The sequence below is a fragment of the Sphingorhabdus sp. genome (assembly GCF_041737645.1).
Taxonomy (GTDB): domain Bacteria; phylum Pseudomonadota; class Alphaproteobacteria; order Sphingomonadales; family Sphingomonadaceae; genus Sphingorhabdus_B.
Window position 1 is genome coordinate 40,564 of sequence record NZ_JBGSRI010000052.1, and the last position, 24,788, is coordinate 65,351.

Here is a 24,788-nt window from a genome sequence, read left to right on the forward strand (position 1 = left end):
ATAGCTTCCTCCGCTTGCTTTGCAAGCGTGCTGCGCTAAACCCGAAACTGTGAGTCAAACCCCGATCAACGAACTGAACGACCGCACGCGCACCATTTTTCGGATGGTCGTGGAAAGCTATCTGGACAGCGGCGCCCCCGTGGGGTCGCGGACGATTTCAAAATTTGCGGGCTTAAACCTGTCCCCTGCCTCAATTCGTAATGTAATGCAGGACCTGGAAGAAGCCGGATTATTGGCCGCCCCGCATACCAGCGCTGGACGCATGCCCACCGAGAGCGGTTTGCGCCTGTTTGTTGACGGCATGATGCAAGCGGCGGAGCCATCGGCTGAGGAACGCCGCGCAATCGAATCCCAAATAACCGGCGATGGACCTATTGAAGTCGCGCTTGCGGCAGCAACATCGGTCTTGTCCGGCTTGTCGGCATGCGCCGGTGTGGTGTTGGTTCCGAAACGCGATTCGGTATTGAAAACCTTCAGCTTTGCGCGATTATCCGCGACACAGGCGCTCGCCATAATGGTCGGCACCGACAATACTATCGAAAATCGCGTCGTCGGCATCGACCCTGCGGTAGGCGACAGCGTGTTGATAGAGGCATCAAATTATATTTCGGCACGCCTGGCCGGTTTGACTTTATCCGAAGCACTCACGCGCCTTGACAGCGAAATTCGCGCCGAAAAAGCCGAGCTGGATGTCACGAGTGAAAAGCTGGTGCGCGATGGTCTCGTCATATGGACACTGGATGCCAACGACCGGCCAGTGCTGATCGTTCGCGGCCAATCCAACCTGATTGACGAAGCCGCTGCGGCTGACCTTGACCGGGTTCGCCAATTGCTGGACGAGCTGGAGAGCAAAGAGGAAATCGCGAGGCTAGTCGATAGTGCACGTGAAGCGCAATCAACCCGAATTTTCATCGGATCCGAAAATAATCTGTTCTCGCTGTCCGGATCGTCCGTGATCGCGGCACCCTATCGCGACGTCGGCGGAAAGGTCGTCGGCGTCGTGGGCGTTATTGGCCCAACCCGGCTTAACTATGCGCGTGTTGTTCCCATGGTAGATTTCACGGCAAAGGCACTCAGCCGGTTAATGAAGTAAGTCAGTTTCCAAGGATAAACGACAGCACCGCTTGATGATTCTGTCCGACTGCCTATATGCGCTTCGCTAAGATGCGGCAGTAACGGTTGCCAAAAGAACAGATAGAAGCAGGCTATGACACAAAAGAAAAACGAAGCTGACGACAACGCAGCCGCAAAAGAAATGGAAGGCGTGCCAGAGCATTTGCGCGAAGGCGGCGATGAACCTGCCGCGAACGCAGATGCAGAACGCATTGCAATGCTTGAAGAACAGCTGGCTGCGGCCAAACAGGATGTGCTGTATGCCCAGGCTGATACGCAAAATGTGCGCCGCCGGATGGAAAAAGAAGCAACCGATGCGCGCGCTTATGCCGCCACCAATTTTGCGCGCGACATCCTCTCGGTCTCCGACAATTTGACGCGCGCGCTGGATGCTATTCCGGCCGAACTGCGCGAAAATGAAAAGATGAAGCCGCTGGTGACTGGGCTGGAAGCAACCGGCCGCGAATTGGAAAGCGTTTTTGCCAAAAACGGCATAACCCGCATCGCTGCAATGGGCATGCCGCTCGACCCGAACTTGCATCAGGCGATGGTCGAGATTCCGACCCCTGATACTGCAGCAGGAACTATCGTTGCCGAGATGCAGGCGGGATATATGATTAAAGATCGCCTGTTGCGGCCTGCGCTGGTTGGGGTCGCCAAATCTGGGGATTGAGGGCTTTTGGGTGCACTCGAACACACCAAAGCGTGAAAAAGGGAGTGACGGTTCCCCTCCCCTCTATTCAGGTTTCCAAAGGACCAGCCGCCAGAAATATCCCAGCACAATCAGAATGATGATTGCTGTCGACAGCGGTCCCAATATCTTTTCCACATCTGCAAATTGTGACCCGAGCGCATAGCCAGCTCCGGCGAGCGCGGCGCTCCATCCGGCGGTTCCAATCGTTGAAAACACCAAAAACCGGCGGTGTGACATGCCGAATATTCCCGCCGGTATGGAAATCAGCGAGCGAAATGTCGGCAGCATTCTGGCTATCAGCACAATGATCGAACCATGTTTTTGAAACAGCTGTTGCCCACGTTCGATCTCTTTCCAGTTCAGCGTGAGCCAGCGACCATAGCGGTCCGCAAAACGGTGCAATCTGTCCGAACCGAACTTTATCGCAAGCCAGAACCAGAGGTAATTGCCCAACATGGCGCCCGCAGTTCCTGCCCCGACCACGCCGGTAAACGTCATATTGCCCCGCGACGCAGATACGCCCGCAACGGTCATGATGACTTCCGATGGGACAGGCGGAAATACGGTTTCAAAAAACATGAGAAGGGCAACGCCCCAATAGCCGCCTTCGTTTACCAGCCGGATTATCCAGTCATCCATGGCTGTATTAAGCTATCCGGGTTTCAATCGCGTCCCAGATCATCCCTGCGGTATCCGTGCCGTTAAACCGGTCGATAGCGACAATTCCCGTTGGCGACGTCACATTGATTTCCGTCAGCCATTCGCCACCAATGACGTCGATGCCGACAAAAATCAGGCCCAGTTCCTTCAGCCGTGGGCCCATCGCGGCGCATATTTCCTGCTCTCGTGGGGTGAGTATGGTCGCCTCGGCGCTGCCGCCCACAGCAAGGTTGGAGCGGAACTCACCTTCGCCCGGCCGCCGGTTGATGGCCCCTGCCACCACACCGTCAATCAGAACGATGCGCTTGTCGCCCTTCGCCACATCGGGCAGGAATGGCTGTACCATGTGCGGTTCGGGCCAGGTGCCGTTGAACACCTCCAGCAAGGCACCCAGATTGTCGCCTTCAGCCGGAACGCGGAAGATCGCCTTTCCGCCATTGCCATGCAGCGGCTTGATAACCACAGCGCCATGCTCTTTCTGGAAATCACGGATTTCTTCGGTCGAACGGGTAATCAATGTGGGCGGCATGAATCGACGATAATCCAGCACCATTACCTTTTCAGGCGCGTTGCGGACACTCGCCGGATTATTGACGACAAGAGTGTCCTTTTCGATCCGCTCCAGAAGATGCGTCGCTGTGATGTAACCGACATGAAAAGGCGGGTCCTGGCGCATCAGGACGACATCAATGTCTGAACCCAGATCAATCCGTTTGGGCGCACCAAAACGATAATGCGCGCCTTCGACCCGCTGCACATCGTGGACGGGGCGCGCCCAAGCCGTAAGCCGGTCGCCCGCATCCAACGTCAATGTTCCGACATCATAATGCCATGTCTCATGGCCCCGCGCTTGTGCCGAGAGCATCAGCGCAAAACTTGAATCGCCGTGAATGTTTATTCCATCCATCGGGTCCATCTGGACTGCGATTTTGATTGTCATTCTTGGGGTCCCTAACCGTGCCAGACGTTTCGCAGATGGTGAGGCCACCGCCAAGGTGCAACCAATATTACGTCAATCTGCATATTTTCGGTGCCTTTGCCATATTTTGGCAACAGAATTTCCGCCGCTGCCGCAACCCGGCGCAGGCGATAGGCGTCAATGGCAGTTGCAAGGTCGAGCGCCCTGCGCCGCATTTTGACTTCGACAAAAGCAACAGTTTTACCGCGTCGCGCAATCAGATCCACTTCGCCGCGTGGCGTTTTCACGCGTTCGCCAACAATCCGCCAGCCCTGAAGACGTAAAAACCATGCCGCCATCGCTTCGCCCCGGCGCCCGCGTTTCTCAGCGATGGCGCGGTTCATTGTGCCTTGATCTCCGTCGCGCGTGCATAAAGGATAGCCCGTTCCAACCCAAATCTTTTGGCAATCGCGCCTGCAGCCTTAGCTGCGGACATGCTTTGCAGCGCCTCGCGTAAGGCCACATCGACATCCCCCTCGTCCACACTGTCATCCTCTTGTGGCGGCCCGATGATCAGGACGATTTCACCCTTGGGTTCCTGCGTGACATAGCGGGCCGCCAGTTCAGCAGCAGTGCCTGTAACGACCTCCTCAAATTTCTTAGTCAGCTCACGTGCTACCGCCACTTCGCGGTCACCATAAAGTTCGGCTATGGTGGCAAGCGAAGCGGCAAGGCGCGGGCCGCTTTCATAGAAAACTAGCGTCGCCTTGATGCTCGCTAGCTCTAAAAGCGCATCCGTCCGCGCTTTTGCCTTGTTGGGCAAAAACCCCGAAAAGAGAAAACGGTCCGTCGGCAGGCCGCAAATCGACAGTGCTGCAATCACGGCGCTCGCCCCCGGTATCGTATAGACCGGCACCCCCACCTCGCGCGCCGCGCGGACAAGTTTATAACCCGGGTCGGAAATCAACGGGGTACCGGCATCGGACACCAAGGCCACCACGCCGTCGCGGGCGGCAGCAATCAGGCTGTCGCGATCGCTTGTACTACTGTGGTCATTATAGCGGCGCATTTTCTTTTTAAGACCAAGATGATGCAACAATTTACCTGTAACGCGGCTGTCCTCTACCGCGACGATTTCTGCCGCATCCAGAACAGCGATGGCCCGTTGTGACATATCTGCAAGGTTGCCGATGGGGGTCGCAACGACATATAAGCCCGATTCGAACGACATCATAAATATAAGCTATTCGCTGAGGACCCTATCATGAGCGCAACCATTGCAGCAACCGGCGCGCAGCCGCAAGCCATAGTGAGCGGATTAAAACGCCTGTTGGCGCTGGCGATGCTTACCCTTCTGGCCGCGTGCGCCGCCGTGCCACGTGGCGCCGAAGGTCCTCCGCCAGTCGTAACGCCCGATCCGCTGGATAGTTTGCACCGTGTCGCGTTGCTTTTGCCGGTTACCGGCCCCGATGGGGATGTCGGCCTGTCCATTGCCAACGCTACTGCGCTGGCCCTTGCCGACACAAAGGCAACCAACATCCGCCTGATTACCTATGACACCGCGCAGGGCGTTGCCGCGGCGACAAAGCGCGCGGTGGCCGACGGCAACAAGTTGATACTGGGACCGTTGCGCGGTGAAAACGTGACCGAAGCCGCCGCCATCGCTCGCCCGGCAGGTGTTCCAATCATCAGCTTTTCCAACGATATCGGGATCGCTGGCCAGAATGTCTTTCTGCTCGGGCATTTGCCCAACCAGTCGATTGACCGCGTCGTACGCCATGCAAAGGCGAAGGGACTCAACCGTTTTGCCGGTGTGGTTTCGAACAGCGTTTATGGCCAACGGGCGCAAGCAAATCTGGTAAATTCGGTTCGCAGTGCCGGCGGCATCCTCGTCGGCGTTCAACAATCCGATGGCACCCCTGCCGCCGCAGATGCAGCCGCCCGCCGCCTTGCCCAAATGGGACAGATTGACGCGGTTTTGATTGCTGACAGCGGTCGCGCCGCAGTCGTTGCGGTTCCCGCATTGCGCCGCAACGGTTTGCGGAGTGCCAAGATATTGGGTACGGATTTATGGAATATCGACGGTTCGCTGGCAAGCAGCTCGCCTATTTACGGCGCTTGGTTTGCGAGTGTTTCGGACACGCTGTATAACCAATATGCGGCCAAATATCGCGCCCGATACGGTAAAGCCCCACTGCGTTTGTCCAGCCTTGGCTATGATTCGGTATTGCTCGTCGTCCGCGTCGCCCGCGACTGGCGTCCGGGCACTAAATTTCCGGTAACACAGCTCATCGACCCGCAAGGCTTTATCGGCGTGGACGGCGCGTTCCGCTTCATGAGCAACGGCTTGACGGAACGGATGCTGGAGGTGCAGGAAATTCAGGCGGGTAAATTCGTCACCGTCGATGCTGCCCCTATGTCGTTTGCGAAATAACGGGGCGGGGTGTGGAATCCCCGCTAAAGCTTTGACTAAGGTCAGGACTGTCGCCCAACCTTAATGGTTGCAATGTTCTCCATGGACATGGCCGCCGCCCAGCTTCCGGGCTTTTTCGATTTTCTTCAACACCATCTGCCGCTTCAGACGTGACAGATGGTCGATAAACAATATGCCCTCCAGATGATCCATTTCATGCTGCAAACAGGTGGCCATCAAATCGTCCATGGTTTCTTCATGTAGCTTGCCATCCAGATCCTGCCAGCGGGCGCGGATTTTCGCAGGGCGCTCGACTTCGGCATATTGGTCAGGAACCGAAAGGCAGCCTTCACTGTAAACCGAATGTTCTACAGAAGGGTCCAGGATTTCAGGATTTACAAATATGCGGGGGTTACGGACGCTCTCGCCGTCAGGGCCTTCGTCCTGCAGGTCAATGACCAAAAGGCGCTTGGGTACCCCAACCTGAATTGCGGCAAGGCCGATGCCGGGGGCAGCGTACATGGTTTCAAACATGTCATCGACAAGCTTTTTCAAGTCAGCATCAAAGCTTTCCACGGGTGTGGAGATGGTTTTCAGCCGCGGATCGGGCACTTCAAGAATTGGTAATATGGCCATGAATCGCAAATAGGCATGGCCGCGGCATAAATCAACCGACCGGTCGCCGCGCCCGCAACGCCTGCGCCAATGTCCCGTCATCCAGATAGTCCAACTCTCCGCCCACCGGCACACCATGCGCCAATTGGGTTAGGCGGATGGGAAAGGATTCCAGCCGTTCGGCCAGATAGTGGGCGGTCGTTTGCCCTTCCAAAGTGGCGTTCATCGCCAACACCACTTCATCCACGCCGCCCGCTGCAACGCGGGCAATCAGGCCGTCGATATTCAAATCTTCCGGCCGGACACCGTCCAGCGCAGACAGTTTGCCGCCTAAGATATGATATTTCCCGGGGAAAAGCCGCGACCGGTCGAGCGCCCACAAATCAGGCACATCTTCTACCACACAAATGGAGCGGGTATCGCGGCGTGGATCGACGCAGATACCGCACGGGTTTCCCGTATCGATATTGCCGCAGATATCGCACACGACAAGCCGTTGTTCGACCTGTTCCAAGGCGCGCAGAAGCGGCTTCAAAACCGTTTCGCGCTTTTTCATCAGGTGCAGGACAACACGCCGTGCCGAGCGCGGTCCTAGCCCGGGCAATTTGGACAAGGCTTGTGCCAATACGTCTATTTCTTGCGATGCCATCCACCACGTCTTAGGGGGCTTTCAAACAAAGGAAAAGTCACGATGCGCCTTGCCTTCATGGGAACACCGGAATTTGCGGTTCCAAGTCTCGATGCTCTTGTCGCAGCAGGGCATGAGGTTGTGGCCGTCTATACACAGCCGCCGCGTCCCGCCAATCGGGGCAAAAAGCTCACGCCTTCTGCGGTGCAGCAACGGGCGGAAGAACTCGGCTTGCCCGTCTACACCCCGCTATCGCTCCGCAATGCCGAAGCACAGGCGGAATTTGCCGCGCTCGACCTCGATGTCGCGGTCGTCGCGGCCTATGGCCTCATCCTGCCCCAGGCGATTTTGGACGCGCCAAAACATGGCTGCCTCAACGTCCACGGCTCCCTGCTCCCCCGCTGGCGCGGGGCCGCGCCGGTGCAGCGGGCGATTCTGGCAGGCGATGAAAAAACCGGCGTCATGGTCATGCAGATGGAGGCAGGGCTGGATACGGGCCCGGTTCGCGCGACCACCGAAATCGAGATCGGCCACAGATCGACGGGCGAGTTGACGTCCGAACTGGCCGAACTCGGCGCGGAATTGATGGTTATCGTATTGCAGGACATGGCCGCGCATCCGGCAGTGGCGCAACCTGAAGAAGGCGTGACCTATGCGGCCAAAATCGACAAGGCTGAAACCCGCATCGATTTTACCCATTCTGCCGAGCAGGTTGAGCGCCAAATCCGCGCATTTAACCCCGCGCCGGGTGCCTGGTTTGAATATGAAAGTGAGCGCTATCGGATATTATCCGCGCACATCCTCCCGGCAGAGCCACATAATGCGGGCGAAGTTTTGGACGGCCAACTCACCATCGCCTGCACCACGGGTGCTATCCGCCCCATGCTGATCCAGCGCGCCGGGAAGCCTGCAATGGCAACCCAGGAATTCTTGCGCGGCAAGCCGATCCCGCAGGGCACCATCCTTTCATGACCCGCTTGGCACTCACTATCGAATTTGACGGCGGTCCGTATATGGGCTGGCAATGGCAAGACCACGGCCCTTCGGTTCAGGGTGCCGTTGAAGAGGCTATTTTCAAAACGACGGGGGAAAAAACGCTCGTCTACAGCGCAGGTCGAACCGATGCTGGTGTTCATGCCTTGGGAATGCGGGCACATGTCGATGTTGAAAAGCCATTGGCTCCCTTTCGACTGATGGAAGCAATAAACGCGCATTTGCGGCCACATCCCATCGCGATTCTGGCGTGCGAAGAAGTCCCCGCCGACTGGCACGCCCGTTATTCGTGCATCGGCCGCGCCTATGAATATCGGATCTGCAACCGGCGTGCTTCGCTGACTTTGGAAAGGGGTCGAGTTTGGCGTATCGGGCCTGAATTGGATGCCGCCGCGATGCACGAAGCGGCGCAACTGCTAGTCGGCCTGCATGATTTCACCACGTTCCGGTCAACCGCCTGCCAATCGGCCAGCCCTGTAAAAACACTCGACCGGCTGACTGTGCGGCGCGAAGGCGACCATATCATTATCGAGGCTGCCGCGCTGTCGTTCCTGCATCATCAGGTTCGTTCGATGGTCGGATGTCTGGCTGCGGTAGGGTTAGGTCGCTGGACAGCAAATGACCTCCACGCCGCGCTAGAAGCCCGAAACCGAAGCGCACTCGCCGAGAACGCTCCGCCCGAAGGGCTGTATTTCGTGCGCGCCACTTATCCGGAAGTTACGGCTTGATAGGCGCCACCGCATCTTATTAACGGCTGGCGGTCAGCCAAAAAGTCCGGCCAGCGATTTTTCCAGCATCACCAGCTGCCACAATAGCCGCCCGTTATTGACCCGTCCGGCGATATGATCTTCCGCGGCCTTGGTAATGACGCCATTGTCGAACAGGTCCATTTTTGAAAAAGTCCTGCTGGTTGACAGCGCCCGTGCTTCGGCGGCCAAGGGCCCGCGAAACCATTGGTCAATCGGCGTCACAAAACCCATTTTCGGCCGGTAGAGAATATCTTGCGGAAGGTATCCTTCCATAGTTTTCTTCATCAACCATTTGCCCTGTCCGCCGCGGACACGCATTCGCTCAGGCAGGCTGGCGGCAAATTCCAGCAGGCGGTGGTCCAATAAAGGCTCGCGCGCTTCCAGGCCCACGGCCATGCTGGTGCGGTCAACCTTGGTGAGGATATCTCCGGGAAGCCACATCTTCATGTCGGCATATTGCGCCTGATCGAGGCCGCTTCGCGCAGGTGCGTCCACCATTAGCTTTTCCATATAGGTTTCGGCGCGGTACCCACCCAGTGCGCCACGCATCTTTTGCGAATATAAAGCGTGTCGCTGGTTCTGATTGGTAACGCTGACGGCGTCGGTATATCCCTCAGGCCCTGTACGCGCGAGCGACAGCAAGGTTGATTTCGCGCGCAACGGACGCGGTGCCCAATCGGCCTTCGGGTAATATTTACCCAAAGACCCGAACAGCGGCCCGCGCACATTTTGTGGCAAGAGACCGCGCAATTGTTCTTCCTTGCGGTGAAACACTTGCCGCCGATAACCGGCAAGCGCCTCATCTGGCCCATCACCCGACAAAGCCACTGTGACCTGTTCGCGCGCCAGCTCGCATACCCGATAGGTCGGCAATGCGGATGCATCTGCAAAAGGTTCGTCAAAATGATGGGCCAGCTTGTCGATCAGACCAAAATCATCGGCTGCAACCTTGCGGCTGCGATGGTCGGTGGCAAAGCGGCGGGCAATGGTTTCGGCATATTCGCTTTCATCAAGCGCGCCTTCATCAAAGCCAATGGAACAGGTCTTGATCGGTTGACGTGATGCTTCGGCCATCAGCGCGACAACGCTGCTGCTGTCGACACCGCCGGATAGAAAGGCCCCCAACGGCACGTCCGCGACCATACGCGAGGTCACGCCCTGCCGCATCAGGCGCAGCAACTCTTCGGACAAATCGCGCTGACTGCCGCGTGTCCGCTTGCTGAAATCCAGATCCCAATATTGTTTTGGCGGCGGGATGGGGTGACCGAGTTGAAGCAACAGATAATGACCGGCAGCCAGCTTTTTGACGCCACGCAAGATGCAATTATGGTCAGGCACATAGCCAAAAGCGAGATAATCATCGACTGCGGAAAGATCAATTTCGCGGCGCAAGGCAGGATGCGCGGTCAGCGCTTTAAGTTCCGACCCGAACAAAATGCTACCATCGGGAATGGCGGCGTAAAAAAGCGGTTTTACCCCGAGACGATCCCGTGCGAGAAAAAGCTGTTTGGTGCGGGCATCGTGGATGGCAAAGACAAACATGCCATGAAAATGCGAAACACAGGCTGGCCCCCAATGGCGCCAACCATGCAGTATGACTTCACTGTCGCTTTGGGTGGAAAAGCTATACCCGGCGGCTTCCAGTTCTTTACGCAATTCCCGGAAATTGTAGATTTCACCATTGAAGGTCAGCGTCAGTGCCCCATCGTCGGAATGCATGGGCTGCGCCCCGCCTTCCAGATCGATGATCGACAGCCGCCGATGGCCCAGCCCAACGCCCGGCGCGGTCCATACACCCGCACCATCTGGGCCTCGGTGCGCTATGGCATCCGTCATCCGCTTTACCCGGTTGGGGTCAACCGGCTTGGCCGTTTCGATGTGAAAAATACCCGCAATGCCGCACATGGGGCGGTCCCTATCGCAAACCGGCGAAGCGGTCAGCCACTTTATCGATATCACCCAGGGATTTGACAAAGGCATCGATGGCAGGGCGTGGCGACTGATCTCCCTCTTGCTCGGAAGATATCAGAATTGCCACGGCCTGCTGATTGCCTGCCAAGAGACGCGCTTGCAACGTCGCCAGCTTGATACGTGCCGCCGACCCGCTGGTCACCCCGTTTACCCGATAAAAACTCACCACTTCGCGCGCCGCACCTTGCGTCTTGATGCGCTCGGCTTTCCCATTTGGGGGTGCTGGCGTGTTGGCTGTCCATGACCAAAAGCCATCCGGATCAATCGCCCCTTGCCCGAACCCGACCAATTCGCGGCCTTCACTCTGCCGGTCATACACAACCACGAACATGTCCACGCCTTGCCCTGCCGCGTTGCGATAACGGCCAGACAGATAATGGCTGCCACCTACGAAGCGCGGGGTCCAGTGTACTTTCGGCTTATAGGCTATTGTCGTCCAGCCTTGGACTTGCGGTAGGACTATGCGATCCGGCGTGGAAGAAGTTTTGGCCGCGGTATAAGTCGACCAGCCAAAAGAAAATCCGGCGACGATAAAAATCGTAATGACCGCTTTCAATTTGGTTGTGGAGTGCTTTGCCGAGGTCTGCAAAAGCGTTGGATCAAAAGCCGGAGCATCGGCCCGTTTGTCAAAAAATGGCCAGCCTGATGCCATGACAAGACCAATCACAAGTCCGAAAAATATCCAGCCGTAGAACACATGGTCAAAACTGGATGCAAAGTCGTTGCTGCTGTGATGGGCAATGAAGATGGTTCCGAATGCGCGCAGACCATTGGCAAGGATTGGCACAACAACGCACGCCGTCAAAAAAGCCAACCGGCGTGGCCAGCGGCTGAAACACAGATTGGCAACCAGCGCACCGTAAGCGACCATCGCGATAAGGAATTTGACCCCCGAACACGCTTCGGCAACCCGGAAATAGCCTGTGGGAGTGGTGATGAATATCCCGTCGATATGCGCGGGAATTCCGGCCCAACCCAGCAAGGTCATACACATTGTTGCGGTCAATGTTTGCAATGCAGGGACAATCTCCTCGCCGATGGGAACAAGGAAAAACATATAAAATAGGGGGAACAGCAGACCTCTAGCAACATTGGGACCAAGCAGCGCGACAACGCTCCCTTGCATCATCATAACCAGACCCAGCTGCCGAGCCACTGCAAGGCCCGCGGCATCGCCAAGCAACCACCCGCACGCACCAGCCGCAACATATAGCAACGCGGGCGACCAAGGCTCCGGCGTAAGTTTGGCCAGCAATTCCTTGCGCTGCATCACCAGCCAAACAAGGATCGGTACGATTAAAAGACAATGGTTAAAGGTCGAACTGTTCCACCAAATGGCCACCATATCGGCTGCGTCGCGCCAGAATAATAACAATAAGCCTGCCCACGCAGCAGCGAGGAATTGCAGTGGTTTTTGCCATTCTGGAACCGATGCTGGCGGACGGGCTGGAAGCGGAGGGTCTGCCTCGTTCATCGCGACACTTCACGTGTCGCGTCCATTATAGGACCAAAGGGTGCAAGCTGGCTTTGCCATTCATAATGCGCGATAACATGGGCGCGTGCGGCCTTGCCGACCGCCATACCCGCGCTGGTTTCGGAAAGAAGCGCACAAACCCGTTCCGCTTCGGCGCGGACATCGCGTTCTATATAAAAATGTTGCTCGTGCACCGCGATGATGCCTTCTGCCGCCGCAGGCGACACAACCACAGGCCGCGCCATTGCCATCGCCTCAAGAACCTTGTTCTGTATGCCGCGTGCGATCCGCAACGGTGCAACCACCACATCGGCCGCCGCCAGCCAAGTCCGCACATCCTCAACCGCGCCCGTCACCTGAACGCCGGGCAACATCGACAAATCGGACACGGCTTGCGTCGGGTTTCGCCCCACAATCGCAAAAGTTGTTTCCGGGTGGCGCGTGCGTATCATCGGCATGGCATGGCGCGCAAAGTCCGAAACCGCTTCAATATTGGGTCGATAATCCATCTGGCCGGTGAAGACGATCAACGGATCGGGAAACGGGGGATGCAGCTTTTTATATGCCGCGCCGGGGTCATAATATAGTGTGTCGATGCCGTTCCCGAGCGCCGACACATTGACCGCCGATGTCCGACTGCGAAATAATGCCGCTTCGTTTTCACTGACGAGAAGACTGGCGTCTGCGCGGCCAGCAACACCGGATTCAAAATCACGCAGCAGTCGACCTTCACGGCCGTTAACCCAGCGTATAAACATGCTGCCTTCGCCGCTATAGCTTTCAAATTTGGCACTATCGACATCGACAAAGTCCATGACGAAATGGCCATCAAATTCCGCAGGAACATATTGTGCCATTTGCCCTGAAAAGCAAAAGATGTGGCTAATGCGGCCGGTTGCCAACTTTGAATCCACCCAGTTTTGCATGGCCGGGCTGGCGAAGCTGCGAACCGAAACGGGTTGGCCTGTGGCTAGCGATTCGAGGCCCGCCTGCCATTGGGGTTTGCGACGGAGTTCGATGTGATGCGAGGCAACCAGATCGTCCATAGCCTTTGCAAAGCCCATGTCGCGGTCATCATCAGCAAAGGCACCGACATGGACCGGCGCCATTTCGCAAAGCCGTTTCAGAATATGATGCGACCGGATTTTATCGCCCCGGTCGGCCGGCCACGGAATCCGGTGGGCAAGAAAAAGGATTTCGCGCATCAGCCCAAACCTTTGGCGATCCATGGCCCCAGTCGATTGGCAACAGACAAAGGCAGCTTTTGCCATAAAGCAATTTTGGCTTTGTATTTCGGGCTATTGGGATTGATGTCGCGCGGCTCCTGACCATCGGCGGTGTGCACCGCATATGCCATAGGCTCCGGTTCAAAACCCCAGTTCTTCTTGAAAAAATAGGCGCCCGATTCGGTCTTCGAACGGCCGAAATCGAAATGGGTGCAGCCCCGCTTTCGTGCATGGTTCATAAGGGCATAATACATCACATCATTCGCCCGAAGCCTTCGCGCATCCCAGATACCGCCGCCCCAATAAGGCATGACAACACCTTTGTGATACAGGCTCAAAACGCTGGCGACGGGTACATTGCGATGCAACACAGTCAGGATATCAGCATCATCGCCAAAGTCCTGCAACACCGCTGACATCAGCGATTTAGGGAAAACCGGCGTACCCAGATTGTGCACGCTTTCAGCGAAAATTGGGTAATGCCGGTCCAAATCATGCTCGGCCCTTCCCGTTAATATGCTCAGTTCATTTTCCAATCCCTTGCGAACTTCTGCCCGCTGTTTTCTAGGAATGGCCAAAAGCTCCGCACCATCGTCTATTTGCAGTGGTTTCAGAAAATTGGCATGGGAATCGCGCTTTTCAATCCAGCCGCCACCGGGCATCGACCCACCGCGCAATTCGATCGTCGGGCAACTCCATTTTTCAGCCAAGTCGCAAATTTCCGCCGCCAGCCGCCGGGTCGTGGCTGCACTGGTCGACAAAATTCCGCCGCCTACCGCGAATGCAGAGGAAACCAGCGCCCTGCCGAATAACGCAGAGTGCACGACGTGAAATGGCAATATGCCCGCGATGCTTCCCGCACGTTCAGCGACCAGACAGTGGGCTATCTGGCCTGTACCGGTTTCGATGGCCAACAACCATTTGGGGCGGTGAAATGGCAGGCCATTTTCCGTTGCCATCACCCACGCATCAAGTCGTGCCACGTCATTGGCGTCACCCAGATCGGCTAAACGCACATTCAATCGGGAGCGCAGCATCGGCGCGTTCATCCGGCCAGCCTTAGTTTTTCGCGCGCCACAACGCTGTCCAGGCGCTCCCATTGAAAATCGCGAGGCAAGCGGCGCAGCTTTTCGGCCATCACGCCCAGCTTTGTATAATGTCGAATTTTCGATTTTATCGGTGCATTGGCAACGCGAGGCTGGTCAGGATCAATTTCCCAAGGGTGAAAATATATCACCGCCGGGCGGCCATCGCGCCGGTTGACCTGATTGATGGCCCAATGTGAAAACGCATAAGGCAAAAGCCGGAAAAAACCCCCGCCACCTGCCGCCAGGCGCTTAGGCCCAAACTGCGCCGTGGTGACCGGAATTTCAAGGAAATCACTGCCCGCGACCGGAAAAAAGGCAAAGCGCGGGGCTTCGGCCCAACCATAATGGTCATGCTTTATGGGAGCAACACTGGACGAATAGGTATAGCCCTGTTCCGCCAGTATTTCATGCGCCCAAGGCGTCCGCTGGTCGATAGAGAAGCTCGGCGCACGATAGCCAGTCACCGCAACGCCCGCCGCATCTTCGATCAATTTGCGCGATCGTTCAAGATCATCGGCAAATTGTCCGGGCGTAAAATTGAAAACGCGGTCATGCCCATAGCCGTGACTGGCAATTTCATGACCCGCATCCACAATACGGCGGATCAATTCAGGATAGCGTTCGGCCACCCAGCCGAGTGTGAAGAATGTGCCTTTTACATTGGCGTCATCGAACAACGCCAACACATTGTCGGTGTTTTTCTCGACCCTGCATTCACGCGAATTCCAGCTATTTCGGTCGATGACGGTTTCAAACGCCCCGACCTGAAACCAGTCTTCAATATCAACAGATAGGGCGTTTCGCACCGGGTTGTGACTCCTTCAACACCCAAATTTGCTGTCCGTTTTACGCGGCGCGGTTGTTTTGGATAAATCGCGATTCGAGGCTGCTTTCCCGATCCATCCATTCGATCATCATGGAAAGCACGCGACGCAAAGCCGCCTCTTGTTCCGTAACCCGCTGCTCCAGCAATGCCACACGAGAGGCCAACGCTTGTATTTCCGCATTGGAAATGGGTGTAATCACGGCCTCGGTAGCGACCTTTTGCGTGACATCTTCGACACTGCTTTCTACTGATTCAGGAGCGCCAGCTGCGACCGCATCGGGTATTTTTTCCTTCTCGACCGGTCTCTGGAATTTATCTTCAAGCGGAGCCACCGTTGACATTGACGCTTCATATTCAAACGATTTGCCAGCCATATCTGCAATAACTGCGACGACCATTTCACCATCAAGCTTATCAACCTGCTCAACCGCGCCCATCAACATAACACGGTTCATAAGAGTATTGAGTTTGCGAGGGACGCCACCTGTTTCTGTGTAAAGTACGGAATAGGCATCCGCCGTTATTTCCGGACGACCATTCCAACCGGCGCAGGTCAGACGATGAACGATGTAAGGTTCAACTTCAGAGGCTTCCATCGCCTCAAGATGATGCGTCGCAATCACCCGTTGACGAAGTTGCTCCAATTCTGGCGCATCGCGAACAAGATCGCGAAATTCAGGTTGGCCAAGCAGGAAAACCTGCAGCAATGCCGATGATCCAAGCTGAAAATTCGAAAGCATACGCAGTTCTTCGAGTGCATCTATCGACAGATTCTGCGCTTCATCTACCACAAGCAAACAACGGCGTCCGGCTCTTGCCTCGGCATGAAGAAAATTCTCGATGCTTTTCAGCGTTGCAGCCTTGTCGAGGCCACGGGTATCGATGCCGAATGACTCCGCCGTCATGCGGACCATATCAAGTCCATCAAGCTGGCTGGTCACGATGTTCGCGGCCGTAAGCCGGATTTTGTCGACACTTTGCATCAAATGGCTGACCAATGTCGACTTACCCGCGCCGACTTCGCCCGTGATCACAATAAAGCCCTCACCCTGCGCCAAGCCGTATCCGAGGTACGACAAGGCTTTGCGATGCGTCGCGCTTTCAAAATAAAATTGCGGATCGGGGGTAAGCTGGAATGGCCGTCCGGTCAGGTTGTAAAAATGATCGTACATTTTGATGCCCCTTAAAAACTGTACCTTAAACCAAGCAACGCCGACGCGGTCAGTTCGCTATCGAAATTTTCCTGGCGGAAACTATCCAGCCCAACCGCTGCGCTGGCGGACAGACCCTGAATTATCTGACGATATAGTCCGGCGTTTGCGCCAGTTTGCAAAACATCTCCGGCACTTGCAAATCCTGAATCAAAATAACTTGCATAAATATTTGATTCAAAGCGGGTCCGTCGGTCAACCGCGGTGCCCAAAAAGGCAACTGCGTAATAATTTTCATCGGTAACGCCGTCAATCTGTGCCTGTGCACCCAATGATGAGGCAATGAATTTGCGGCGGTTATAACCCACAGCAAAGCCCGTGTCCCAAAGCCCTGCTTTACCGCTAACCGAAGCCGTGATCCCGCGTTGGCGGAATGCTGCGGACGATGCGTTGCCCAAAGCGTCATTGAAGCAAAGGCCACCGGTTTGACCAAAAGCACAACCGCTCAGGTCGCCAGAAAGCGGATTGCGCGAGCTTAAAAACTGTGTCGGAAGTGCCGCAAGATTGTCATTCAGCAGACCGCCAAAGCCGGAAATTGTATCATATATCGAAACATTGACCGCCCAATCCCGGCCAGGTCGATAGCTCAGGCTTCCAAGATATGTATCGGAACCATAGCGGCGGCCATAACGTGCCTCTACCGAAGTACGCGGGCTCGGGCGCCACAACACGCCGACATCCCAGATCAATCCGTCCTGTCGGTAAGCAATCAGCCGAGGCGAATTGACATTTTTCACCAACCGTCCGTCGCTTCCCACTACCGGAACTCCGCCAGCATCACGAAGCGCATCCCGTTCCGAAATTTCGATATCCTCATATCCGACACCGCCCACCACCGCGAGGGTTGGTGACACCGGCAAAGTGACATCGGCGCGGACATATTTGCCGTCAAACCGGTTATCGAGCTGCCCTGCATCTTCGCGTTCCCAACTGGCGCTGACAGCCCATCCGACCGGTAATACGCCCGGTTGCATTCCTACCGAAGCTGTTGCGACCTGGCTGATACTGTCATCGAATTGGTCAAATCTTTGTTGGCCTGATGGCAGGACAACCGTGTCTTCACTTTCCACCTTGGTATAACCGGCACGATAGGCTGCATTGATGCTTAAATCGCCTGCCTGCGTTGCAAGCGTCGGACCACCGTAAACGGAATAGACTTGCGTTACATTGTCGGGATTGCCAACCAGATTGGTGGGCGCTGCACCACGGCCATCTACACGGGTCCGAGCCGCGATGCCGCCTGCCTCAACGCTCAATTCGCGGGTCAACGCGAGCGACCCGCGCGCCAGACCCGTAATCGTATCCTGATCGTCCACCCCATTGTCGTAGCCGATCAAGCGTTCGTATCGCAGGCTGATCTGGCCTTGGGCCCGCCGGGTTGCGACGGAAGCATCAACGCCCGCAGCGACGGTTGAATAGGTCAAAACTTCCCCACCACTTTTAAGGTCGGCGACAAGCACCTGTTGCGCCTCGATATAGGGAACCACTTCAACTCTTGGTTCCGCCCGCTTTCTGCTGCGCCCTGATTGCTCCACTGGTGCGGTATCGACTGATGAAGTGCCGGCACTAACCTGTGCATCATCCATAGGCGTCAATTCCGAGCCAATTTGCTGGGCCAGCGCAGGATATGGCGATAACGCCACACCGGCAATTAAACCCAGTTTAACAAGTGGGCTGTGCATTACGAAGCTCCATAACCATAATAATTGCCGAACTTGCGTCCGGTTGGTGAGAATTTGGTGCGGTTCAGCAAAAGCTGGACATGTTCGCATCCGCTCAAAAGACCAAGCGCATCGCGCAGCGCGCTGTCATTGGTCACATCGGCATGAACGACCATCAACGTTTGCCCGACATGCAGGGCAAGCACGGATGCAGGCGAAGCGGCTAAAGCAGGCGGGGAATCAAATATGATAATCCGCGCAGGATCGTTCCGGGTCAGTTGGTCGATAATTTCGGCTGTCCGGGACGCCGCAAGATATTCGGTATCCTGATTGGTCTGGCTTCCGGCCGGCAAAATTGAAAGCCCGTCAATATCGGTTTGCAGAACAAGTGACTCCGCATCACAAGCGGGGTCGGCCAACGCGTCCATAAAGCCCCTGTGCTTCTCGATTCCCAATGTAGACAGCACGCTCGGTTTCGCGAAGTCTGCATCGACCAAAAGAACGCGATTATCCTTTTCGCTCGCCATCGAAATCGCCAGATTGATGGCGCAAAATGTCTTGCCCTCATTCGGGTTTGCCGAACAAACAAGGATGCGTTCGCCGTGCGGCAATGCGTCAATCCCTTTACCGCCGCGTGCCGCCAATAGAAGCTGGCGCTTCACAATCCGGAACTCCTCCGAAAGTCCGGTAACCGGACCATCCGGCACGATGAAGTTCTGCGCGGACAGTCGCTCGCGATTGATCGTCACCCGATGGCGCCCCACAGGAGCGGACGGCATCGGCGGGCGCACAGGTATGGCGACCGCCTCAGGCTGAACGACATTTGCTTTTTCCGGCGCTTTGTCGGGAGCGTGCGCTGCAGCAATGGGAATTCCTGCTCCGCCACGCAATGCAGCGCCAAAATCATAAAGTTCCGATGCACGCTCCAGAAGCGAACCTGCGGTTTTGATAGAGCTATGTTTGTTCATATCTTCCGCCCTTTCAAGCCGTCAGTCCGCGTTGGACAAATTCAGCCACCAGCAGCAACGCAAACACGCATACGAGGCCACCCGAAGCGCCATAAAAAAGCTTCATTTTTTGTTTGCGCTGTTGGCGTTCTTCGGCGTTGAGCATCTGCGAGATCGATCCGATAACCGGCAATCCGCTGGCCCGTTCCAATTTGGCTGCCGTCGGGAAACTTGTCTGCAAATGGCCGAGTGCAAATGCCGCACCAACGCCGGCACCAATGCCCGCTATCAACACCGCGGCTAACAAAAGCGGCCGGTTTGGAGCGGCAGGCACATTTGACAGTGATGGTTCTTTTACCACCCGAAATTGCACCGCGTCGGTTTGCGATTCGACCTGACCACGCAATCTGATCTGGTCACGTTCGGTGACCAGCTTGTCATATTGCACCTTCAAGACTTCATAGTCGCGGTTGATCCGCTGATATTCCGCGGCCACACCGGGTTCGGCCGTTTGCTTTGACGCAAGCTGCGCCATATCGGATTGCAGCGCGCTTTTGCGGGCTTGCAATGCGGATACCGCGGCTTCGCGCTCCGCGCGCATCGATTGAAGCGAACTGTAAGCGGGGTTCGGTGTCCTGTAGCCACTACCTGTCGCACCGCCACCTTGTGTCCGCAAATTCGCGATCTGGTTTCGGATTGCAACAACATCTGGGTGGCTATCGGTAAATCCGCGTGCGCGCATCGCCGCCAATTCACCCTGCGCCTGCCCCAGGGCAGTTGGAGAACCACCTCCAATAGACGGCGTATTTAACGTTGCGGGCGTACCGGCCAACTGGCCGTTTAGCGCCGCAAGAGCACTTCGAGCCTGGATAAGCTGTGAATCTATCTGGTTCAATTCGACGCGCGAAGCCTCTATCCGCTGCGAAACCGAACCGACACCGGGCAACAAACCAAGATTTTCAGTTTCATACGTAACGCGCTTGGCTTCAGCCGCTGCGAGTTCTTTTTGACGTCCCGCGATCTGCGTATCCAAAAAGCGTAATGTCTGGCTCGTTGTCTTTCGATCTCCGGCAATATTGTCTTCTTCAGCAACATCGATCAGCTTTTGCACCACGTCGCGGGCCAATTTGCCGCTCGGCAATTTCGCGCTGATGGCAAAGAAATCATCTTGCTCTGCCTTGACTTCGATCTTTGCCCGAAGTCCCTCGACTTTTCCGGCCAGTTCCTGATCCGTGGCTATGGACGCACCTAGCTCTGTTCCACGAACAACTTTGGCCAGATTATCCGACGACGTCAGCGTTTGTTCGAGCTGTTGGATATTCCGGCGTTGGTCTTGCTGCGTAATCCCCACTTGATCGGACAATATGGATTGGGTGCGGACCTGAATTTGCGCCTTGGATTCGTATGAATTGGGAATCATCGCGACGGCTAGCCAGCCAACAAGGCACACGCCCCACGCCACGGCCAAAGCAAGCCAGCGGCGGTTCCACACGCTATGAACGGCGATCCGGATTTCGTCGTAAAGCGAGTTCATTGCTTAGAACATGCTTTCTGGAATGATGATGACGTCGCCGGGCTCGAGCAGCACATTTGCCTTACTGTCACCCCGCTTCAACAAGTCACCAAGGCGCAACAAATATTCTTTTTGGGCACCGGTACCTTTGTTATGACGGATCAGGCGTGCCTTGTTGCCAGCGGCATATTCAGACAGGCCGCCGACTGCTATCATTGCGTCGAGCACGGTCATATTGGCTCGATATGGAATGGACGCAGGCTTTTCGGTGGCGCCGACAATGCGGACCTGTTGCGACGTCGTTCCGGCAAATTCGTTGACGATGACCGAAACAATCGGGTCGTTGATATATTGCGAGAGTTGAAGCTTTATATCCTGTGCCAGCATTGTCGGCGTTTTGCCGACTGCGGGCATATCGGTAATCAGCGGCGTTGTTATGCGGCCATCAGGACGGACCTGTACTTTTGCGCCCAATTCAGGGTTCCGCCACACAAAGACGGTTAACTGGTCGAGCGGACCAATCAAATAGTCCTCACCCGGACCTTCGCGAACCGAGACCGTTGGTGCCTGCGGCAATTCAGGGCCAGCCGCCACCGAACTACATCCTGACAGCGCCGCAGCCATTAGGCCGAGCATCATGACCATGATGTTTTTCAACGCGTTATTCATCGCCCAGTCCCTCTGACCCTGCGACAAATCAAACGGTCACGCCCCTATTGGCGGACTTACAACTGCCACAGATTGAACTTTGCTATGGACGAAAAGGGTGAACAGACCGTTAGGATTAACCAGTTTCTACATGTAAAATCAGCGGTAAGCTGTGAAAGATGTCCCGCATCTTAACCTCAATCTAGCGCAGCCATCGCCGATTTGGCTGCGACCGACAGATCCTGCATGGCCCTTGCCCAGGGTCCATGACCATGGCTGATCCGCGCCACGCCCAGACCGGCCAGCGTCTTGATATCAGGAATACCTTCCCCCACCAAAATGTTCACCGGCAAAGGCGATTTTGTGCACAAATGGCCGATTAAGGATGCATCGGCGATGAAAGGCACAAAGAGGCTATTCGCTCCTGAATCTGCATAGGATTTCGCCCGTTCCAGCACTTTTTCAACCAATGCCAGATCGTGATGCTCTTTGGGGGTGACGATGAACAAATCCGTTCGGGCATTGATCCAAATGCCCGAAGCCGCTGCAGCCTTGATTCTAGCGCTGGCTGCATCGGTATCAAAAAGCTCCCGTGTCACAGGATCTTTATCTTCTATGTTGATTCCGGCGGCGCCAGCCCTTGCGGCTTTTTCCACCATTTGCCCTACTTGCGCTGCATCTGCGCCATATCCGGCTTCAAAATCGAGCGTAACGGGCAAATCAGTAACATTCAGAATCTGCGCGAGATTAGCGAAAACCAAATCGACAGGAAAAGTCTCACCATCCTTATATCCATGGGCACAGGCGACACCCCAACTGCCCGTGGCGATTGCTTGGGCACCGGCGTCAGCAACGGCCTTGGCACTGCCCGCATCCCAGATATTGTACAATATCAAGGGATTGCCCGCGACATGAAGATCACCAAAAATTTTTACTGTGTCCGTCATCCTGCATTCCTCTCTGCCCGAAGCAATTTCTCTTTCCGTTCCAAACCATAAGCATAGCCACCCAAAGTGCCATCGGTACGGATCACGCGATGACACGGAATGAGCACCGCAACATTATTGGCGCCATTTGCACTACCCGCCGCACGCACCGCCTTTGGCTTGCCTACGGCTGCGGCGATTTCGGCATAAGTCCGGGTTTCGCCTGGTGGAATACGTTGCAATTCCTTCCACACGGCCTGCTGAAAAACGGTACCCGCGATATCAAGTGGCAGTTCCGGCATATTTGCAGGATTTTCGACCGCGGCTACAGCGCCATTTACCAGTTCCGCTAAAGCGTCGCCGCCTTGTTCGATTTTAGCAGCCGGAAAGCGTTTGTGGAGCTCTGTTTCGTCCTCGTCAAAAGAGAGACGGCAAATACCTTTGTCAGTCGCTGCGACCAGCATATTGCCAAGCGATGTGTCGACGACGGCCCATCGGATAACTGCTCCTGCCCCGCCATTTTTCCATGCACTTGGCGTCATTCCCAATCGTCCTTTTGTCGCTGCATAAAACCGGCTTGGCCCCGAATATCCGGCATCATAAATCGCATCGGTCACCCGGTCATTTGCGGCAAGCGCTTCTTCCGCTCGCCCAGCCCGAAGCCCGCGTGCATATTCGGCGGGCGTGACGCCCGTTGCGCGCTTGAAGAGCCGGTGGAAGTGATGCGGCGCATAGCCGACAGCCGCAGCCAAAGCCGCCAGTCCTAATGGCTCTTCGGCCGCAAGCAATTTCAGAGCGCTAACCACGGCGACTTCATCACGCGCAATGTCATCCGGGCGGCAGCGTAAACAGGCACGATACCCAGCCGCCTTTGCCTCGCCCGCCGTTGCATAAAAGCAAATATTTTCGCGTTTTGGATGCCGCACCGGACAGCTTGGCTTGCAATAAATCTTGGTCGTTTTGACAGCACCGACAAACTGCCCGTCATAAGCGCGATCACGCGTAAGGAATGTGTTCCATGCAAAATCTGGATCAATGGCGCTTTTCTCAGCCATTTTCCATTTGCGCCTTCATCGCGCCAAGATCTGCGGTTAGGAATTGATCCATCTTCAAACCCTCTCGATCCGCGCGGAAAAGCAGCCATGCGCTGCATTGTGCGCGTGAATATAAGCGATTTCTTCTTGGGCGAACAGCTCATGGATCTTGTAGTCCGCCTGCCCGGGCAAAGCGAGAGCGGCATTTCGGAGCATACCATCTGTATCGAACGCCCGGAGCGCGATCGGGCGGCCTTCGAATACGGGCGGGATCATATCGACATATTCCGCCGGTGCCCCGGCGCTTTCGCGCACATAAATGGCATAAGCCGATCTATAAGGTGTTGCCACATCATGGCTGACATAGTTGAGCAGGATCAACTCCTCGCCTGCCTTGGCATCCTCGAGACTGATCCGGCAGGGCCAGCCCTTGTCGGCAGCCGCCGTCACCCGCAACGCGCCTCTTTCGGCTAACGCTGCGTCATTCATGTCAAACAACTCCGCGAATGGCTCGCGGTCCAGTCCTGTTATTCGATAACTCATATTCCGGCTCCTTGTTGGATGGACCCCGAATATATGCCGCACGCATCGACGGCTTCCCGAAACTTGCTTTCAAAGCAAATTAGCCGCCGCACGCCTTAAATAGGGCCACCGTCCGTTCGCGGGCTAGATCTGCGCTGGGTTCATGATAATCCTTACGCCGGTCGGAGTTGAAGCCATGATTGGCGTCATAAACAAAAATCTGGGCGGTCGGATGGTCTTTGGCAATCAGCGCCTCGACACCCTCCATCGGAATGCCCTGATCAAAGCGGCCGAAATGGGCGATGGTTGCGCATTTGGGTGCCTTGTCGGCGTACAGCGTGGGGATGAGGCTGCCATAATAACAGGAAGCGGCGGCCAGATCGTCGTTGATGCCCGCCATCGCCCAGGCGACAGAGCCGCCATAGCAATAGCCGGTGATGAAGACCGGTCCTTTGTCTTTCAATGCATTGATGCAGACCTGCGCGTCGTCGAGGCTTTGTATAAAGGGATGCAGTTCACGCGCCAATTGGACGGCTCGCTCATAATCCGGTCCGGTGTATTCCGCTTCGAAGCCGGGATGTTCACGGTCGAATATCGATGGCGATAACACTTCATATCCGTCGGCCGCATATTCATCGCATAATTCGCGGATATGGTCGGTGACACCGAAGATTTCCTGGATAAGCACCAGACCGCCACGGCGCTCGCCTTGCGGTTCGGCATGATAGACAGCCAATTCGGCGCCATCGGTCATTGTCATTTTAATCATTGAACCCATTTCACCATCTCCGCATTGTCATTCCCGCCTTTGCGGGAATGACAAATATAGTATTGATTGGCCAGTATGTCTAAATATCCGCCAATCCCCATCTTGCATCGCAGCAAAAGCCCTGCTAGGCGCGCGTCGACCTCAGTGAAAGGGTGACCTTTCGGCCCGGTCAGCACATTTCTTCAGTCTCACATTCGAGGACTGTCACG

Annotated in this window: 25 protein-coding genes; 5 read left to right on the plus strand and 20 right to left on the minus strand. The window is 55.9% G+C overall.

Annotation, left to right across the window (positions count from 1 at the left end):
- Positions 1-49 precede the first annotated feature (49 nt).
- On the plus strand, positions 50-1,093 hold the full coding sequence (gene hrcA / locus ACEW72_RS09545) for a heat-inducible transcriptional repressor HrcA (RefSeq protein WP_373476142.1): 1,044 nt from the start codon (positions 50-52) through the stop codon (positions 1,091-1,093).
- A 114-nt stretch (positions 1,094-1,207) separates the two neighbouring features.
- Positions 1,208-1,786, plus strand: a complete 579-nt coding sequence (grpE, locus tag ACEW72_RS09550; RefSeq protein WP_373476143.1) for a nucleotide exchange factor GrpE — start codon at positions 1,208-1,210, stop codon at positions 1,784-1,786.
- A 63-nt stretch (positions 1,787-1,849) separates the two neighbouring features.
- Here the strand turns inward: grpE and ACEW72_RS09555 are convergent, their stop codons facing one another.
- Genes ACEW72_RS09555 through rsmI form a run of 4 tightly spaced genes read right to left on the minus strand, consistent with a single transcriptional unit; the run spans position 1,850 to position 4,599 of the window.
- Positions 1,850-2,446: a DedA family protein gene (locus tag ACEW72_RS09555; RefSeq protein WP_373476144.1), complete on the minus strand. Its 597-nt coding sequence runs from the start codon at positions 2,444-2,446 to the stop codon at positions 1,850-1,852.
- A gap of 7 nt (positions 2,447-2,453) precedes the next feature.
- The gene (gene gshB / locus ACEW72_RS09560; RefSeq protein WP_373476145.1) at positions 2,454-3,407 is read right to left on the minus strand and encodes a glutathione synthase; all 954 of its coding nucleotides are present in this window, start codon (positions 3,405-3,407) and stop codon (positions 2,454-2,456) included.
- Positions 3,408-3,418: 11 nt separating this feature from the next.
- On the minus strand, positions 3,419-3,769 hold the full coding sequence (locus tag ACEW72_RS09565; protein ID WP_373476146.1) for a YraN family protein: 351 nt from the start codon (positions 3,767-3,769) through the stop codon (positions 3,419-3,421).
- Positions 3,766-4,599, minus strand: a complete 834-nt coding sequence (gene rsmI / locus ACEW72_RS09570) for a 16S rRNA (cytidine(1402)-2'-O)-methyltransferase (RefSeq protein ID WP_373476147.1) — start codon at positions 4,597-4,599, stop codon at positions 3,766-3,768. The genes ACEW72_RS09565 and rsmI overlap by 4 nt, the downstream gene beginning before the upstream one ends.
- Positions 4,600-4,629: 30 nt before the next feature.
- Here rsmI and ACEW72_RS09575 point away from each other — a divergent pair, with 30 nt between their 5' ends.
- Positions 4,630-5,799, plus strand: coding sequence for a penicillin-binding protein activator (locus tag ACEW72_RS09575; RefSeq protein ID WP_373476148.1), 1,170 nt, complete (start codon positions 4,630-4,632; stop codon positions 5,797-5,799).
- A 60-nt stretch (positions 5,800-5,859) separates the two neighbouring features.
- On the opposite strand, the gene def is transcribed toward ACEW72_RS09575, so the two are convergent.
- Both def and recR read right to left on the minus strand, forming a co-directional pair.
- Positions 5,860-6,414, minus strand: coding sequence for a peptide deformylase (gene def, locus ACEW72_RS09580; protein WP_373476149.1), 555 nt, complete (start codon positions 6,412-6,414; stop codon positions 5,860-5,862).
- A gap of 31 nt (positions 6,415-6,445) precedes the next feature.
- The gene (gene recR, locus ACEW72_RS09585; RefSeq protein ID WP_373476150.1) at positions 6,446-7,042 is read right to left on the minus strand and encodes a recombination mediator RecR; all 597 of its coding nucleotides are present in this window, start codon (positions 7,040-7,042) and stop codon (positions 6,446-6,448) included.
- 42 nt (positions 7,043-7,084) lie between these two features.
- Here recR and fmt point away from each other — a divergent pair, with 42 nt between their 5' ends.
- Both fmt and truA read left to right on the plus strand, forming a co-directional pair.
- Entirely contained in the window at positions 7,085-7,993 is a 909-nt protein-coding gene (fmt, locus tag ACEW72_RS09590) for a methionyl-tRNA formyltransferase (protein WP_373476151.1), read from the plus strand.
- Positions 7,990-8,742: a tRNA pseudouridine(38-40) synthase TruA gene (gene truA / locus ACEW72_RS09595; protein WP_373476152.1), complete on the plus strand. Its 753-nt coding sequence runs from the start codon at positions 7,990-7,992 to the stop codon at positions 8,740-8,742. Before fmt ends, truA begins: the two co-directional genes overlap by 4 nt.
- 33 nt (positions 8,743-8,775) lie before the next feature.
- On the opposite strand, the gene ACEW72_RS09600 is transcribed toward truA, so the two are convergent.
- From ACEW72_RS09600 to ACEW72_RS09665, 14 genes are all read right to left on the minus strand, one after another.
- Positions 8,776-10,668, minus strand: a complete 1,893-nt coding sequence (locus ACEW72_RS09600; protein ID WP_373476153.1) for an XrtA/PEP-CTERM system amidotransferase — start codon at positions 10,666-10,668, stop codon at positions 8,776-8,778.
- A 10-nt stretch (positions 10,669-10,678) separates the two neighbouring features.
- Positions 10,679-12,208: an exosortase A gene (gene xrtA / locus ACEW72_RS09605; protein ID WP_373476154.1), complete on the minus strand. Its 1,530-nt coding sequence runs from the start codon at positions 12,206-12,208 to the stop codon at positions 10,679-10,681.
- On the minus strand, positions 12,205-13,416 hold the full coding sequence (locus ACEW72_RS09610; RefSeq protein WP_373476177.1) for a TIGR03087 family PEP-CTERM/XrtA system glycosyltransferase: 1,212 nt from the start codon (positions 13,414-13,416) through the stop codon (positions 12,205-12,207). Before ACEW72_RS09610 ends, xrtA begins: the two co-directional genes overlap by 4 nt.
- Positions 13,413-14,483 carry a FemAB family XrtA/PEP-CTERM system-associated protein gene (locus ACEW72_RS09615; protein WP_373476155.1) on the minus strand — a complete coding sequence of 357 codons (1,071 nt, stop codon included), beginning with the start codon at positions 14,481-14,483 and terminating at the stop codon, positions 13,413-13,415. The genes ACEW72_RS09610 and ACEW72_RS09615 overlap by 4 nt, the downstream gene beginning before the upstream one ends.
- Positions 14,480-15,328 carry an XrtA system polysaccharide deacetylase gene (locus tag ACEW72_RS09620; protein ID WP_373476156.1) on the minus strand — a complete coding sequence of 283 codons (849 nt, stop codon included), beginning with the start codon at positions 15,326-15,328 and terminating at the stop codon, positions 14,480-14,482. Before ACEW72_RS09620 ends, ACEW72_RS09615 begins: the two co-directional genes overlap by 4 nt.
- Positions 15,329-15,368: 40 nt before the next feature.
- Positions 15,369-16,520, minus strand: a complete 1,152-nt coding sequence (locus ACEW72_RS09625) for an XrtA/PEP-CTERM system-associated ATPase (protein WP_373476157.1) — start codon at positions 16,518-16,520, stop codon at positions 15,369-15,371.
- Positions 16,521-16,531: 11 nt separating this feature from the next.
- The gene (locus ACEW72_RS09630) at positions 16,532-18,241 is read right to left on the minus strand and encodes a hypothetical protein (protein WP_373476158.1); all 1,710 of its coding nucleotides are present in this window, start codon (positions 18,239-18,241) and stop codon (positions 16,532-16,534) included.
- Entirely contained in the window at positions 18,241-19,188 is a 948-nt protein-coding gene (locus ACEW72_RS09635; protein WP_373476159.1) for an AAA family ATPase, read from the minus strand. The genes ACEW72_RS09630 and ACEW72_RS09635 overlap by 1 nt, the downstream gene beginning before the upstream one ends.
- Positions 19,189-19,201: 13 nt before the next feature.
- Positions 19,202-20,701, minus strand: coding sequence for an XrtA system polysaccharide chain length determinant (locus ACEW72_RS09640; protein WP_373476160.1), 1,500 nt, complete (start codon positions 20,699-20,701; stop codon positions 19,202-19,204).
- Between the two features lie 3 nt (positions 20,702-20,704).
- Positions 20,705-21,349 carry an XrtA/PEP-CTERM system exopolysaccharide export protein gene (locus tag ACEW72_RS09645; RefSeq protein WP_373476161.1) on the minus strand — a complete coding sequence of 215 codons (645 nt, stop codon included), beginning with the start codon at positions 21,347-21,349 and terminating at the stop codon, positions 20,705-20,707.
- 176 nt (positions 21,350-21,525) lie between these two features.
- Positions 21,526-22,275, minus strand: coding sequence for an isocitrate lyase/phosphoenolpyruvate mutase family protein (locus tag ACEW72_RS09650; RefSeq protein ID WP_373476162.1), 750 nt, complete (start codon positions 22,273-22,275; stop codon positions 21,526-21,528).
- Entirely contained in the window at positions 22,272-23,309 is a 1,038-nt protein-coding gene (gene ada, locus ACEW72_RS09655; protein WP_373476163.1) for a bifunctional DNA-binding transcriptional regulator/O6-methylguanine-DNA methyltransferase Ada, read from the minus strand. The genes ACEW72_RS09650 and ada overlap by 4 nt, the downstream gene beginning before the upstream one ends.
- 54 nt (positions 23,310-23,363) lie before the next feature.
- Complete coding sequence (locus tag ACEW72_RS09660) at positions 23,364-23,831, minus strand: DUF1203 domain-containing protein (RefSeq protein ID WP_373476164.1); 468 nt, start codon at positions 23,829-23,831, stop codon at positions 23,364-23,366.
- A 79-nt stretch (positions 23,832-23,910) separates the two neighbouring features.
- Positions 23,911-24,588: a dienelactone hydrolase family protein gene (locus ACEW72_RS09665; RefSeq protein ID WP_373476165.1), complete on the minus strand. Its 678-nt coding sequence runs from the start codon at positions 24,586-24,588 to the stop codon at positions 23,911-23,913.
- Positions 24,589-24,788 lie beyond the last annotated feature (200 nt).